This is a genomic window from Polaromonas sp. P1_A2, assembly GCF_056406895.1.
Map to the genome: position 1 here is coordinate 1077504 of NZ_JBFTZI010000001.1, position 14529 is coordinate 1092032.

A 14529-nucleotide genomic window follows, 5' to 3' on the forward strand; every position below is an offset into this window, starting at 1 on the left:
CGGCCAGACGGCTCCTATCCCTGAAGGTCGGCCATCAGCCGGAACACCCTTTCTTCCCCCGCATGCCGCGCGGCCGCCGTGCCCAGGTATTCCTCAAACTGCATATTGGCCGCCAGTTCGCGGCGGGCATGCTGGCTGGCCACAATGGCGCCCGGCTCGGCCACGCTGTTCAGGTGCAGCGCGACGTTGGCGCCGTGGTTGCGGCTGGAGGCGTCGTGGCGCGAGGCCGGCCGCACGCTGTGGATGCCGCCCGATATTTCCAGGCGCACGCCGTGCTGGACTTCCAGCAGGCGGCTTCTGCGCTGCACGCGGGTGCACAGGTCCATGGCGGCGACGGCCGCCTGCTGCAGGTTCTGCGCGCTGCTCGCGCCCTGTTCAAAATGGAACAGCATGCAGTCGCCCAGCACCCCGGCGCTCTGGCCCTGGCCGCCTTGCACGGCATTGGCGCACCAGCGCATTTGCTGCTCGCGCATCTCCTGCAGGTAGGGCAGGGCCAGCGAGGAATTGCGGGCCGGGTACAGGCGCAGGCCCACGCAGAGTATGCCCAGCGCATGCTCCGCGTCGGCGGGCTCGGCCGCGGGAATGTCCATGCTGTCCAGCGTCAGCTGCCGGGCGCCGCCGTCCGCGGGGGCGCCTGGCGCCGGCCAGGCCTGGCGCGCACCGCGCAGCTGCGCCAGGCATTGCACGAGGTCAAGGTAGAGGCCGGCCGCATCGGACGCGCGCTGCCGCAGGTCTTTGTGCAGCGCCTGCCGCAGCAGCGGCGCCACCGGGTGGTCGGCCAGTTCCTCGGGCAGGGCCACGGGTTCCGCGCCGAGCTGGCGCTGCAGCACCTCGCCCATGTCCGCGCCCTGCACGCAGGGCCTGGCGCTCAGGCACTCGAGGAAGATCAGGGCCCATGCGTAGAGGTCCGTCGCGGGCGTGCAAGGCTCTCCCCGCAGCTGCTCCGGCGCGCAGTAGGCGGGCGTGCCCTCGGCGCCCGTCACGAAGCGCGGCTCACCCCGGTGGCTGGCCAGCCCGAAGTCCAGCAGCTTGAGGTGCAGGGCCGTCCCGGTGGAGACGACCATGAGGTTTTCGGGCTTGAGGTCGCGGTGCACCACCTGGTGCTGGTGCAAAAAGGTCAGGGCGTCCAGCAGCTGCGCCATCAAGGCCATGGTGTCCGGCAGGGGAAGGCCGCCGTTTCGCTGCAAAAAGTCCCTTAGCGTTTCTCCCGGGATGAACTCAAGCACCGCGAAGATCAGCCCGCCCTCCGCCAGGCCCTTGTCGATGAGCCGCACCACATGGGCATGCTGCAGCATGGCCAGCACGCGGGTCTCCTGGTGCAGGCGCTGCTGCACGCGTCGCCTCGCCGCGGGATTGTCCGCCGAAGCCGGATGGGGAATCTTGATGGCGACGAACTGCCCCGTGCTGCGCTGCCTGGCCTTGAACACCTGGCCTGACGCGCCTTGCCCCAGCAAACCCAGCGACTGGTACCCCGGCACACCCACGGGGAAGCCGCGTGAGGGCACCCGTGTCATGGCGCAGAGAGATCAGGCCACGAGCGACTCTTCAGGGAAGCTCTGGTCGCCGGCCAGCGGATCGAAGTCGGCCTCCAGCGCCGCGCCGCGCGTGATGCGAAAGCGCAGGTTGCCGAAACGCAGCGAGCCGCGGCGGCGCTCTATCAGTTCGGGCACATGCGCGCCGGGCGGCAGCGCGAGCGCAAGCTGCTTCCTCATGCGAAAGATCTGGATGTTCAGGTGACCGGGGTCCAGGCCCAGCATCTTGGCAAGGCGGTCAAGCTCGACCCAGCCCTGCGCGTGGGGCGCGAGCTGGCGCTGCGCATCGGCCAGCCGCAGGCGCGCCAGGATCAGCAGCGCGTAGTGGTGCGAGCGTTCACCGAGGTTGAGGTGAAGGCCGGCGTCATGCAGCTCCAGCCATGCATGTTCCTCGTCCTGGCTCACCTTGAAGAAAAGCGCCGGCTGCGAGCGCCTCATCTGCGCCTTGTGTCCGGCCATGCAGTCCATGGTGGAGACCACTTCGGCCGCCAGCAGAAAACACCAGACCTTGCCGGCGAAGCGGACCTCGTCGCCGTCTTCCAGGACCCAGCTGCCTTCAGGGGTGGTGCACACCCACTGGCCTTTTTCACTGTGATGGATGGAGAGCTCCGCGGCCACCCCCTGCGGCAGCAGGTTGGATCGGCCCAGGGGAATGTAGGGCTCGTCATGGCCCAGCGGCCACAGCAGGTTGCGCGGCGGCGACAGGTCTTCCACCTGCCACGCGGCTCCGTCTTCGTGCCCGAAGCTGATGGTGGCGCCCACGCACAATTCCAGGCCTTTGGTGCTGGAGAGCCGGGTGCCGTCAAGCAGGGTGCCGTTGCGGCTGTGGTCGCGCAGTTCCCAGGCCTTGCCGGTCCAGCGCACCGAGGCGTGCAGCTGCGAGGCATCCAGGTTTTCAAGCAGGGTGTCGGCGGAACGGCCCCGCCCGAAGACATGGTGCGTGCGCAGGTAAATCTTGCGCTGCGTGACGCGGTTTCTCAAAATAGCCACTTGCCTTCTCCCTCCTTGCCATCAAGCCTCATGGGAAGAGCCATCGCTCTGTGGCGCTGTGCATCCTGCCCGTGTTGAAAAACCGTATCGGTCGGCCGCAGTATCTGCGAGACGTTCGATCGTCGTCAAGCGCCGCGGCGCGTATTTACACAAGCGCGCCGTTTGGGCATTAATTGCCTTGATTTAAATCTCACAAGGCTTGCGCATTCATCGGAAATTTTCCCTTGCCCGGGTGCGCAATCCCTGCAGGGGCGGGCGCATGCCATGCGCCTTGTACTCACGCAGAGCATGACGTAAATCCCGGCGCAGTTCAATCGGGACTTGCGCTTGTATCGCTGGCGCATTGCCACCTGCCGGCAGTTGCCGGCGGCAGCGCGTATGCGCCTTTAAGTCAAAACGTTGCGTCGAAAAAAATGCGCAAGCCTGTTTGAATCTCAAAGTGTTAGCGCGCGCCGTGCGCGAGGCCCATCGCCTGTAATGCCGTGTAATCGCCAACGCATGGATTCATGCCGACAATTTATCCAGCGAGGTGGCAACTGCCATTCGCAGCGATCCTCGTAGCACGGAGAAGCCCATGCCTTGTCTCAGCAATGCCCAACGCAACCTGCTGGCGCCCGCCGGTGAAGACCATCCGCGCGATGGTGAAACCGTGCCGACCTCGGAGCAGGCGCCCTTCATCTATACCGCCTGCTGGGGCTGGGCCTTGACCGGCGAATATGAAAGCGCCGACAACGCCTACACCGCGCCCACCATCCACAACTCCGACGGGGGCGCTTTTGTGTTCAACAACGGGCGCGTGCCGACCGGCCTGAACGACGACTTCTTCAACACCACCGACATCATCTTTCCGCGGACCGTGCCCTTTCACCAGGTGCTGGCCGACAACCCCCAGGCCGAGCAGGATGTCTGCCGCGTGGCCCTGATGACCGGCACCGCCCAGCTCAACGGCCACACGGTGCCGGCAGCGGATGGCTCGGCCGTTTACACCATGGTCATGAAATCCGGCAGCTGGTACGGCTGTGACCACTGGGGGCTTGGCGTGCAGGCCACGGACGGCGTGACCACCACCTTCCGGCAAAAGGTCAGCGGCAGCGTGGCCAGCCCGGAGCCGCTGCAATACAACTGCGGCGTGATGTGGGATGAAGACCTGCCGCTGGAGACGGTGCTCAGGATAGACGGCCAGCTGCAGGCGCAGGTCAACATGCTCAACAACGTCGTCTGAGGGGCCGGGCATGTGGGTGCGCGGCATAGACGTCAGCCACTACCAGGGTGCCGTGCGGTGGCCCCAGGTGGCCCGCAATGGCGTGGCTTTTTCTTTTGTCAAAGCCACCGAGGGGGCTTACGTCGTGGATCCCTTTTTCAAGGACAACTGGGCGGGATGCGCGGCCGCCGGTTTGACGCGCGGGGCTTACCACTTCGGACGCGCCGTCAGCCTCGCCGAAGACCAGGCCCAGAAATTTTTCGCAACCGTTGGCGCGCTGGGACGCAATGATTTGCCGCCGGTGCTGGATATCGAAACCCTGGACGGGTGCAAGCCCCCTGCTGTGCTGAAGTGGGTGCTGGACTTCACCGCCGCGGCCGATGCCTTGTTCGGGCGGCAGACCATGATTTACACCAGCAACGGCTTCTGGAAACACCTCGCGCCCCTGCCGGGTTGCGAGCCACTGGGCAAACGAAAGCTGTGGCTGGCTGACTATGCGGAGCATCCGTCCATTCCCGCGCCCTGGCAGGCATGGTCTTGCTGGCAATACAGCGATGGCGCCGTCAATGGCGGAACGCGCATAGACGGCGTGGCCGGCGACGTGGACCAGGACTGGTTCGAGCCGGCCGACTTTCAAGCGCTGACCACACCCCCAACCCCTTTCGGCCAAGGACTCCCATGACAAATTACGTCACCCTCAGCATCGTCAACAACAGCCAGCAACACGGCGGGGCTTCGGGCCTGGCCGATGAGGCAATCTATCTGTTCCTCACGCAGGAAACCCTGAACCAGGCTTGGAGCATGGACCCGGCCACCGGCGTCGCCACGCCCGTGGCCGAACCGGGAACGCTGGCGCCCCTGTTCACGCTGGCCGACCTGAAGAAGGCCGGCGGCGCCATCCGGTTGGATGCCGGCAAACAGTTTCCTTCGGCGCGGCTTTACTTCAGCAACTCGCCGGACGCGGTGACCGCACCGAACAACAAGATCAGTGGCCCGACCGCGGCCACGGCGGATTTTTTCTATGACTTCGTGGAAGTCACGCTCAGCTGCACCGCCGCCAACGCGCCCAGGCATGCCCCCCCGGACACCCTTAACCTGGACATCACCCAGGTGGACCAGCTGGGCATTCCGTTCACGGTCCAGGTCACGCCCCAAGACCCCAATTTCAGCGCCGGCTCGGGCATCGTGCCCACGCTGGACCGGCAGACCCTGGTGAGCAACTTCAAGGCCATGGCGGTGGGCCCGCTCGTGCCCTTCGCCGACTGCGTGTACCCCGAGGGCAGCGACGCGGCCACGCCTTACCGCTTGCTCAATCCCAACGACCTGATCAACGGCCAGTTGCTGGCTGCCAGCTTGCAGGGAACCCTGGCCGTCTCGGGCACTCCCGGCGCATGGCAGGCCAGCTTCAGCATCACCGGCCCGGGCAGCCCGGCCCCCACCAATGGCGGCCTGAGCGTGGGCATGCCGGTCAGCGGCCCCTTCATGCCGGCCGGCGCCACCGTGGGCAGCCTGCCCGGCGCGCCCTCGGGCAGCACCGTGGTGATCAGCAGCGCGAGCACCGCCGCCAGCAACCCCTTCACCGCCAGCACCAGCCCGGTGGAGCTGTTCTTCCTCACGCCGCCTGCCACCGCGCTGGCAACTTACTTCGACGCGGCCATCGACAATTTTTTTGCCTGGTACAAAAAGAACCCCGGCCTGTTGCAGGTCGAGCAGAACAACAACGGCAACCACATCTACACCGGCAACGTGGTGCAGGTGGGCGGCATCATAGACATCGACGGCAACAGCAACACCTATACCGTGCTGCAGTTCACCGGCGGCAACAGTGAGACCTACAACCTCTACTACCCCTTCTTCAGCACCAATTCCCCCGCCGGCAAGACCACGCCTTTCGGCGCGGCCGTGCCGCCGCCGCCCGCCTGGTGGACGCCGACCAAGGGCCTGATGTATTACGCGCCGCCTTCGATGATGGTGTTCGGGGCCAGCGGCGTGTTTGCCGACAACACCCAGCAGCCGCTCACCGCACCCAACAGCAGCGCGGTGCTGGGCGCCATCGAGAACGTCATCGTCACCGCGCTGGGGCGCGGCTACGCGACCACCTGGAAATTCCTGCGGGGCGGCATCAGCCCCGGCAACCCGGCCACCACCGCGACCGTCAGCCTGGGCGGCGGCGCCACCACGGCGGGCCTGGTGGACCAGATGGACATGGCCTCCTTCCAGATCGCCAATATCCCGATGACGGTGTCCCTTCCGGCCGGCGCACCGGTGAGCCGTTTCAGCGTGAGCTCGCCGCTGGACATACTGCCCACCACGCCGGACCTGCTGACCTTTTCGCAGTTTTATCCCGCGGGCGGCACCTGGAGCGCTTTCGCCAATTTCCTGCACAACCCGGCCGTCACCATAGGCGGGCGCGCCTATGCCTTGCCCTTTGACGACCAGGGTGGCTTCAGCTCTGACCTGAACGCCGCGACCTCGGTCACCAGCCCGGCCAGCGTGCTGGTGACGCTGGGCCCCTGGGCGCCCGGGGCCGACAGGCCGGCCGTCGTGGGCGGCGACAAGTTGCCGGTACGGCTGGTCTGGCAGGCCAGCGAAGACTATTGCTTTACCTTCCTGCTGTACTACGACACCAGCGGCGTGTACACCACGATGCAGATCACCATCCAGGGAGGCCAGTTCAGCGGCAACGGCTATGTCCCGCCGGTGGCGCTGCAAAGCGCGGCGGAGACCATCGATATGAAGCTCATGGCTGTCGGCGCGCCCTACAACTGGGGGCTGTGGTGCAACATCCATGTGCCGGGCTTTGACTTCGAGGGCAATGCCTTTGAGTTCAGCACGCAGTACAACAATCCACCGCCGTACACGGTCTGGGAGTAAGAGGCCGTTCAGGCCGTAAGCAGGTTTTAGGCCTCTTTGTCGGCCTTGAGTTCGCCTTTGGCGGCATCGTAGACAAACAGCCGCTTGGCCAGCGCGGGCTGGTAGTTGAGCATGTCGATCAGAAAGCTCAGCGCGCCCAGGTTGTTGCCCAGCCGGTCGAAGATGCCGTCCGCGTGGGCTTTTTGTTCGTCGGCGCCGGGCTTGAGCATGCGCTCGACCAGTTCGCGCATGTGCGTCACCGCGAGCGCGGCCTGGTCCAGGTCCAGCACGGACAGCACGCCCTGCATCTGCGCCAGCTGCCCCGGCACCACGGCCAGCAGCTGGGTGTCTTCGGGCGTGCGGAAAAACAGGTCCAGCGATTTTTCGAGCGCGGCCAGGGAGGTTTGCAGCTCGCCGACCACGCTTCCCATGGTCTGCTTGTCGTTGACGCGCTGGTAGAGCTGCTCCATCCACGACTCCAGGGGCTGCGCGGGGCCGCCATCGCGCGCGCTCTGCAGACGCTCGGCCAGGCGCGCCGTGCGCGCCCACAACTGGGGGTCGTTGGGATCGAAGTCGTCGAACACAGCCTCCAGAAAGAGCACGGCGGTGGCGAATTCCAGTGCCAGTTCGGGCCTGGGCGCCTGGCCGGATGTGACCGTGCTTTCAATCACGCGACTCATGGCGCGCGCCAGCACTTCGCTGGGCGGGTGCAGCTTGACCAGCGAATCCGTCACCAGGCTGAACTGGTCGGTCAGCATCTTGAATTTGCCGAGGTCGCCCGCGGTCGCGGCCGACCAGGTTTCCTTGGCCGAGGCGATGCGCTTGCGGGCCTGGGCGATCAGGGCCGGCGCGAAGCGGCCGAACTGGACCGACTCATAGTCCACCGGCTTGAAGCGTTTGAGGCCATAGGCCGAGCGCACCGCCGACAGCACCGGCGAATCGCTGGCGCGCTGGACTTTCGCCTGGGAGCACAGGAAGAGCAGGTCTTCGGCGAGCCTGGCAGAGGCTTCCGTGCCCTTGGCCAGCCACACGTATTGCAGCAGCACGCGCAGGGTGGCCCGCTTCACATAGAGGTCGACGTTCAACAGGCCCTGTGCCAGCGCCTCGAAAAAACCGGCGGCAATTTTCCAGAAGGTTCGGGATTCAATGCCGGTCTGCGTTTTTGCAAAGCCCAGGCAGGTGTCGCGAAGGCTGCGCGCGGCCTCGGCGTCGCCGGTGCGTATCAGGGTCAGCATCAGCCGGTCCAGCAGTTGCCGGGTTTCATCGCCGTATTCGCAGTCGGGGACGGTGATGTCCAGCACCGGCTCTATCCAGCGCCACTCGAAGACCCAGAGGTCCGCGGGGTGGACGCGGTCGGCGCCGACCAGGCCCTGGATGTCGCGGTACTGGGGGAAGAGCGAGACCGCAGAAGCCGGCTTGCCCGCCAGCACGTCTTCGAGGTAGTGGACGATGGAAAAGCCCGCCAGTTCAATCTTGCCTATGGCATCCTGGTTGCACTGCACCGGCGACTGTATGAATTTCTGCACCGCGGTTTCCATCGCCCGCAGCACCAGCGCCGGGGCGCTCATGCCCACCATCTCCAGCGCGCCCACGGCCTGGTGCAATTGCTGGCGCGCGATGCGCAGCTGGCCCGCGTCCAGCGCGCCGATCTCGGAGTTGCGCCCGGCCTCGGTCTCGCGAATGAAGCGTTTGAGCGCCTTGGTTGAGCCCTCCAGCGATTTGCGCAATTCCTCCAGCACCCAGGCCAGGGGCCCGAGATCCAGCAAGGTCAGGTCGAGTTCGGCGGGCTGTGAGTTGAGGTCATGTAATTGCATGTGGGGTCGGGCCGGTAAGAATCGATTTTTTGAGGTCGCGGTGAGTCCGGAGGCAAACGCTGTGCCCCGGGGTGTCTCCCCCAATTGAAGGAGAACTGGCCGCAGTCTATCCGCGTCTTTGCCGAATCAAAAGTGGAAAATACGCATGCGCCGCGCGGGCCGACCGGCGGTTGCGCAGGCGCGATGGACAGCCGCCGGCCGAGGGAAAACACCTGATGCACGCTATTGACTTATAGCCCGCCGGCTGGTCCTGTCTCTGCTATTCTGGCCTTAACGCGTGCACGGCTGTGATGGCGCCTTGGTGGCGTCCACCGCGGCCGGGCCTGCGAGGACAACTCCCTTGGCTTCAGACGCTACACCTAATTCATTACCCTCCTCACCGCCTGCCGCGGCAGGCGTCCTGGTGGACTCTCCCGCGATGCGCGGCGCGGGCCGTGGCCCGCTGTCGCTGGCACTGATGGATGCGCGCAACAACACCCTGCATTTGTTCGCGCAATACCAGCAGGCGCTGGAGGCCGGGAATTTCGCCGTGCCTTGCCTGCCCAACGTCAACCCGCCGCTGTGGGAGCTCGGCCATGTGGGCTGGTTCCAGGAGTGGTGGATAGCCCGCAACACGCAGCGCGCCCTGGGCACGCGCTGCGAGCCCGCGCGCACCCGGCTCGCTTCCATAGAGCCGAATGCCGACCGCTGGTGGAATGCGCAGCTTGTGCCGCACAGCGCGCGCTGGACGCTGGACCTGCCGGGCATGGCGCACTGCCGCGCCTATCTGCTGGACACGCTGGAAGGCACGCTGGACCTGCTGGAGAAAGCCGGGCCTGCCGGCCAAGGTACCGCGGGCAGCGACGACGCGCTGTACTTCTACCGGCTCAGCCTGTTCTTTGAAGACATGCGCGGCGAGGCCCTGGTGCGCAGCGCGCAAACCCTGGGCCTGGCGCTGGACAAAACCCTGGCGGACGCTTTCACGCCGGTGCCCATGGCGCTGCGCGAGCCCCTGCTGGTTCCGGCCACGGTGTGGCGGATGGGCAGCGATGGCGGCGCGGGTGGCGTGGGTTTTGCCTTTGACAATGAGTTGGCGGCGCATGCGGTCAGCGTGCCCGAATTCGAGATCGACGCCCAGCCCGTGAGCTGGGCGCAGTATGTGGAATTCGTCGGCGACGGCGGCTACGACCGCGAGGAACTCTGGCAACCGGACGGCTGGCGCTGGCTGCAGGGGCTGGCCGCGGGCGAAGGCCGGCGCGGCCCGCGTTATGTGGACCAGATCGGCGTCTCCAGCGGCGCGGTGATACAGAACCGATTCGGCGTGCCGCGCCGCATGCAAGGCAACCAGCCGGCCATGCACATGAGCTGGTGGGAGGCCGACGCCTGGTGCCGCTGGGCCGGACGCAGGCTGCCGGCCGAAGTGGAGTGGGAACTGGCCGCGCACACGGCGGCGCGGCGCGGTTTTAAATGGGGTGATGTCTGGGAGTGGGTGGGCAGCAGCTTCAGGCCCTACCCGGGTTTTGCGCCCGGCCCCTGGCAGGCTTATTCGCAGCCGCGATTCGGCACGCACAAGGTGCTGCGCGGCGCCTCTTTCGCGACGCGTGCGCGCATGAAAAACCCCAGGCACCGCGGCTTTGCCCTGCCGGGCCGGGATGACGTGTTCTGCGGCTTTCGTTCCTGCGCTCTCTGAAAAGAGTCAGGCCTTGGCCTTGCCGGGCTTTTCCTTGCGGTAAGTCCACCAGGGCAGGGTGGCGCGCAGCGACAGCACCTTGCCGCTCTGGGCCAGCTTGCCGCTGTAGCCGGGCAGGTGCTCCAGGGTGGCTTGCCAGTCGCGGCTTTGCAGTTCCTTGAGCAGCGCCTGCACCTGCGGCGTGGGCAGCTCCGACTTCAGGCAGACCAGGTGGTAGCGCTCCTGCGCCAGCGGCACGAAGCCCAGGCCTTTTTCGCGCGCCGCCGCTTCAATTCCCAGGCCCGCGTCGGCCGCATCGCTGGCGATGGCCTGGGCCACGGCCGTGTGCGAAGGCTCCTGGCTTTGGTAGCCCTGGATTGCGGATGAGGCCACGCCGGCCTTGGCCAGCAATTCATCGAGCAGCACGCGCGTGCCCGTGCCCTCGGCGCGGTTGACATAGCGCAGGCCGGGCTGTGCCAGGTCGGCGGCGCCGGTGATGCGCAGCGGGTTGTTTTTGGCCACCATCAGGCCCTGCGTGCGGTGGGCGAAGCCGATCAGCTTGTGAAGCCCGGGCTTGAGCAGGTTGCGGTAGCTGCGCGCGGTGAGGGACTGGCTGCCCGGCTGCTCCAGCGTGTGGAAACCCGCCATCATGCAGCGCCCCGCGTTCAGCGCCGCGATCGCGTCCACGCTGCCCATGAAGCGGATGTCCAGGTGCAGGCCGCGCGCGCCAGCCTGCTCGCGCAGCGCCGACAGCGCCGCGTCGTGGCTGGCGTACAGCGTGAGCACATGGGCCTCGTCATCGAAGGCGGTGGAGAACGCGCGCTCGATGTCGCTGGTCAGGGCTTCGATCTGCGGCGCCAGCCGTGCCTGCGCCTGGCGCTCGGCCCACAGCAGCTTTTCGCCGAACTCGGTAAGCCGCGCGCGCTGGCCCTTGTCCCAGACGATGAGCTCGCGCCCCAGCGTCTGCTCCCAGTCCTTGAGCGCGCCCCACACGTGGCGGTAGGACAGGTCCAGCGCCTTGGACGCCTTGGAGATGGAGCCTTGCTCGCGCACCGCATGCAGCAGGTCCATCAGCGGGTTGCGTATCAGCGCGCTTTTGCCGCGCTGCGGCGTGAGCAGGTAGGAGAGTTCGACTTTGTGCATGGCGGGCGGGGTGGCTTCGATTATGAGTGCATGCGCCGGCGGGGCAGGGCGGGCAGGCGCCTCAACCTATGCAAACGGCTTCATAGCGATGATTCCTGATGTGATTCAAGGACTTAGCCCCTACGCTAGAGTGCTCCCCAGCCTATTTAATGAACACCTTCTCCGACAGCGCCGCCACGGCCTTTTCCCTCATCACCTCGCTTGATCCCGTGCTGGCCGGCATCGTTGCCCGCTCGCTGGCCGTGAGCGCGTCCGCCTGCGTGATCGCCTGCAGCGGCGGCCTGCTGCTGGGCGCCTGGCTGGGCGTGTCGCGCTTTCGCGGCCGTGGCGCGGTGCTGGCCGTGCTCAATACCGCGCTGGCGCTGCCCTCGGTGGTGGTCGGGCTGGTGGTCTATTTGCTGCTGTCGCGCAGCGGGCCGCTGGGTTTCCTGGGCTGGCTGTTTTCCTTCAAGGCCATGGTGCTGGCGCAGGCCGTGCTGGTGCTGCCCGTGGTCACCGCACTGGTGCGCCAGGCGATAGAGGATGCCGACCGCAGCCACGGCGAGCAGTTCCAGTCGCTGGGCGCGGGCCGCTTTGTGCGCGGCCTGATCCTGCTGTGGGATGAACGTTATGCGCTGCTCACGGTGCTGATCGCCGCATTCGGGCGGGCCATCTCGGAAGTCGGTGCGGTCATGGTCGTGGGCGGCAACATCGACGGCTTCACGCGCGTGATGACCACCGCGATCGCGCTGGAAACCAGCAAGGGTGATCTGCCGCTGGCTCTGGCCCTGGGCATGGTGCTGCTGGGTGTGGTGCTGCTGCTCAACATCCTGATCGCGGGCCTGCGGCGCTGGCGCGAACAGCTCGACGACCGCCTGCCCGACCCGGCCGCCGGCCTGGCCGCGCATGGGGGGACGCCATGACCGAGCTCTTCCAGCTGCAGGCCGTGGATGTACGCTACGGCCGTGTCCAGGCGCTCAGCGGCTGCACGCTGCGCATCCAGGCCGGCGAAAGGCTGGCGCTGGTGGGCGCCAACGGCAGCGGCAAAAGCACTTTGCTGCGAACCCTCAACGGCCTCGTCAAGCCCGCGGCCGGCAGCCTGCAGCATGACACGCGGGCCTGCCAGGCCATGCTATTCCAGCGGCCTTACATGCTGCGCGCCAGTGTGCTGCGCAATGTGGCGCTGGGCCTGTGGCTGGCCGGTGTGCCCTGGCGCGAAGCCAAGGCGCAGGCGCTGGTGGCGCTGGAACGCGTGGGCCTGGAGCACCTGGCCACGCGCAATGCCAAGGCCTTGTCGGGCGGCCAGCAGCAGCGCGTGGCGCTGGCGCGGGCCTGGGCGCTCAAGCCGCAGGTGCTGCTGCTCGACGAGCCCACCGCCAGCCTGGACCCCTCTGCCAAGCGCGAGGTCGAGCGCCTGATGGCCGAGTTCGCCGATGCCGGCATGACATTGATCTTCAGCAGCCACAACCTGGGCCAGGTCAAGCGCCTGGCGCAGCGCGTGATTTACCTGGAGCAGGGCCGGCTGGTCGCCGACCTGCCCACGGCGGCATTTTTTGGCGGGCCGGTTCCCGCCGCGGCGGAAGCATTTTTAAAAGGAGAACTTGCATGATCCACCTGAAAACTCTCAGGGCGCTGCTGGTCGCCCCGCTGGCCTTGTCGGCCGCGCTGGCCATGGCGCAAACCAGCACCATCGTGATGGCGTCCACCACCTCGACCGAGCAGTCGGGCCTGTTTTCGCACTTGCTGCCCGAGTTCAAGAAAGCCACGGGCATAGACGTCAAGGTGGTGGCCGTGGGCACCGGCCAGGCCATAGACATGGGCCGCCGCGGCGACGCCGACGTGCTGTTTGTGCACGACCAGGTCGCCGAAGAGAAGGTCGTCGCCGAAGGCTTTGCCGTGAAACGCTTCCCGGTCATGTACAACGACTTCGTGCTGGTGGGCCCCGCGGCCGACCCGGCCAAGGCCAAAGGCAAGGACATCGTCGAGGCGCTCAAAAAACTCAGCGCCGCGAACGCCAACTTTGTCTCGCGCGGCGACAAGAGCGGCACCCATGCCGCCGAACTGCGCTACTGGAAAAGCGCCGGCATCGACACGCCGGCCGACAAGCCGGCCTTCGCCAACTACAAGGCCTGCGGCTGCGGCATGGGTCCGGCGCTCAATATCGCGGCCAGCAGCGGCGGTTATGTGCTGGCCGACCGCGGCACCTGGCTGTCCTTCAAGAACCGCGGCGACCTGGCCGTGCTGGTCGAAGGTGACACGCGGCTGTTCAACCAGTACGGCGTGATGGTAGTCAACCCCGTTAAACACCCGCAGGTCAAGGCGGCCGAAGCGCAGAAGTTTGTCGACTGGGTGATCTCGCCCGCGGGCCAGGCGGTGGTTGCCAGCTACAAGATAGGTGGCGAGCAGCTGTTTTTCCCCAACGCAAAATGAGCTCCCCCCTGTCCAAGCTCACTGCGTGTAGCTTGTTCTCCCCTCCAGGGGACGGCGCCTGCGGCCCGGCAAAGCCGGTTCCGCGGCGCCTGCTGGTATGGGCTGCTGCGGCACTTGTTTTTTTAGGAGGCCTGAACATGGCGCATGCCCAGCCGTCCCCGGCCACTCCCGGCAATGCCGAGCCGCTGCGCGTTTACGCCGCGGGCAGCCTGCGCGAAGCCCTCACCGAAGTTGCCCGGGTTTATGAATCTCGTACAGGCCTTAAAACCCAGCTGACCTTTGGCGCCTCCGGCCTGCTGCGCGAGCGCATTGAAAAGGGTGAGCCGGCGCAGGTGTTCGCATCGGCCGACACACAACATCCCCAGCGCCTGCATGCCATGGCGGGCGGCGCATGGGCGCCACCCACGCTGTTTGTGCGCAACCAGCTGTGCGCGCTGGCCGTGCCGCAGCTCAATGCAGAGTCCGGCAAGCTGCTGGACCTGATGCTGGACCCGGCCGTCAAGCTGGGCACTTCCACGCCCAAAGCGGATCCCTCGGGCGACTATGCCTGGGAGGTATTCCGAAAAGCCGAGGCACTGAAACCCGGCGCCTATGCGGCACTGGATGCCAAGGCGCTCAAGCTCACCGGTTCGCCCGAGGCACCCCAGCCGCCGGCCGGCCGCAGCACCTACGAATGGCTGATCACCGAAGGCCGCGCCGACCTGTTCCTGACCTATTGCACCAATGCGGTGGCAGTGCGCAAGGAAGTGCCGCGCATGAATGTGGTGCAGATGCCGCTGGAATTGCAGGTGAGCGCCTTCTACGGGCTGACCGCGCGAAGCGGCGATGCTGCCGCTGCGCAATTCGCCGCTTACCTGCGGACACCCGAAGCGCAGGAGGTGTTCCGCCGTTTCGGCTTCGGCGCGCCTTGAAGAGGGATGGGTGGATTGGGGGGTGTAC

12 protein-coding genes are annotated in these 14529 nt (G+C 66.5%); 8 read left to right on the top strand and 4 right to left on the bottom strand.

All coding sequences use genetic code 11. From position 1 onward, the window contains the following. Nucleotides 1-14: 14 nt before the first annotated feature. Both AC1D09_RS05155 and AC1D09_RS05160 read right to left on the bottom strand, forming a co-directional pair. Nucleotides 15-1514: a protein kinase domain-containing protein gene (locus AC1D09_RS05155; RefSeq protein WP_477660724.1), complete on the bottom strand. Its 1500-nt coding sequence runs from the start codon at nt 1512-1514 to the stop codon at nt 15-17. Nucleotides 1515-1526: 12 nt separating this feature from the next. Then, nucleotides 1527-2522 (bottom strand): FHA domain-containing protein, encoded by a 996-nt coding sequence (locus tag AC1D09_RS05160; RefSeq protein ID WP_477660725.1) that lies wholly within the window; start codon nt 2520-2522, stop codon nt 1527-1529. A 574-nt stretch (nt 2523-3096) separates the two neighbouring features. Between AC1D09_RS05160 and AC1D09_RS05165 the strand changes: the two genes are divergently transcribed. The 3 genes from AC1D09_RS05165 to AC1D09_RS05175 are packed head-to-tail and all read left to right on the top strand — an operon-like array spanning nt 3097 to nt 6597. After that, nucleotides 3097-3744 (top strand): hypothetical protein, encoded by a 648-nt coding sequence (locus tag AC1D09_RS05165; RefSeq protein WP_477660726.1) that lies wholly within the window; start codon nt 3097-3099, stop codon nt 3742-3744. 10 nt (nt 3745-3754) lie between these two features. Further along, complete coding sequence (locus tag AC1D09_RS05170; protein WP_477660727.1) at nt 3755-4405, top strand: glycoside hydrolase family 25 protein; 651 nt, start codon at nt 3755-3757, stop codon at nt 4403-4405. Beyond that, nucleotides 4402-6597, top strand: a complete 2196-nt coding sequence (locus tag AC1D09_RS05175) for a glycoside hydrolase 64/thaumatin family protein (protein WP_477660728.1) — start codon at nt 4402-4404, stop codon at nt 6595-6597. The genes AC1D09_RS05170 and AC1D09_RS05175 overlap by 4 nt, the downstream gene beginning before the upstream one ends. A 26-nt stretch (nt 6598-6623) precedes the next feature. On the opposite strand, the gene AC1D09_RS05180 is transcribed toward AC1D09_RS05175, so the two are convergent. Further along, complete coding sequence (locus AC1D09_RS05180; RefSeq protein ID WP_477700964.1) at nt 6624-8390, bottom strand: FimL-related protein; 1767 nt, start codon at nt 8388-8390, stop codon at nt 6624-6626. A gap of 418 nt (nt 8391-8808) precedes the next feature. Here AC1D09_RS05180 and senA point away from each other — a divergent pair, with 418 nt between their 5' ends. Continuing rightward, nucleotides 8809-10059 (top strand): selenoneine synthase SenA, encoded by a 1251-nt coding sequence (gene senA / locus AC1D09_RS05185; protein WP_477660907.1) that lies wholly within the window; start codon nt 8809-8811, stop codon nt 10057-10059. 6 nt (nt 10060-10065) lie between these two features. Here senA and AC1D09_RS05190 read toward each other — a convergent pair whose 3' ends face one another. Further along, the gene (locus tag AC1D09_RS05190; protein WP_477660730.1) at nt 10066-11181 is read right to left on the bottom strand and encodes a substrate-binding domain-containing protein; all 1116 of its coding nucleotides are present in this window, start codon (nt 11179-11181) and stop codon (nt 10066-10068) included. 149 nt (nt 11182-11330) lie between these two features. Here AC1D09_RS05190 and AC1D09_RS05195 point away from each other — a divergent pair, with 149 nt between their 5' ends. The 4 genes from AC1D09_RS05195 to AC1D09_RS05210 all read left to right on the top strand — a co-directional run bounded on the left by AC1D09_RS05195 (nt 11331) and on the right by AC1D09_RS05210 (nt 14501). Continuing rightward, nucleotides 11331-12083 (top strand): ABC transporter permease, encoded by a 753-nt coding sequence (locus tag AC1D09_RS05195; RefSeq protein ID WP_477660731.1) that lies wholly within the window; start codon nt 11331-11333, stop codon nt 12081-12083. Then, nucleotides 12080-12769: an ABC transporter ATP-binding protein gene (locus AC1D09_RS05200; RefSeq protein ID WP_477660732.1), complete on the top strand. Its 690-nt coding sequence runs from the start codon at nt 12080-12082 to the stop codon at nt 12767-12769. Before AC1D09_RS05195 ends, AC1D09_RS05200 begins: the two co-directional genes overlap by 4 nt. Continuing rightward, nucleotides 12766-13590: an ABC transporter substrate-binding protein gene (locus AC1D09_RS05205; protein WP_477660733.1), complete on the top strand. Its 825-nt coding sequence runs from the start codon at nt 12766-12768 to the stop codon at nt 13588-13590. Before AC1D09_RS05200 ends, AC1D09_RS05205 begins: the two co-directional genes overlap by 4 nt. A gap of 137 nt (nt 13591-13727) precedes the next feature. Beyond that, nucleotides 13728-14501: a molybdate ABC transporter substrate-binding protein gene (locus AC1D09_RS05210; RefSeq protein ID WP_477660734.1), complete on the top strand. Its 774-nt coding sequence runs from the start codon at nt 13728-13730 to the stop codon at nt 14499-14501. Nucleotides 14502-14529: the final 28 nt, after the last annotated feature.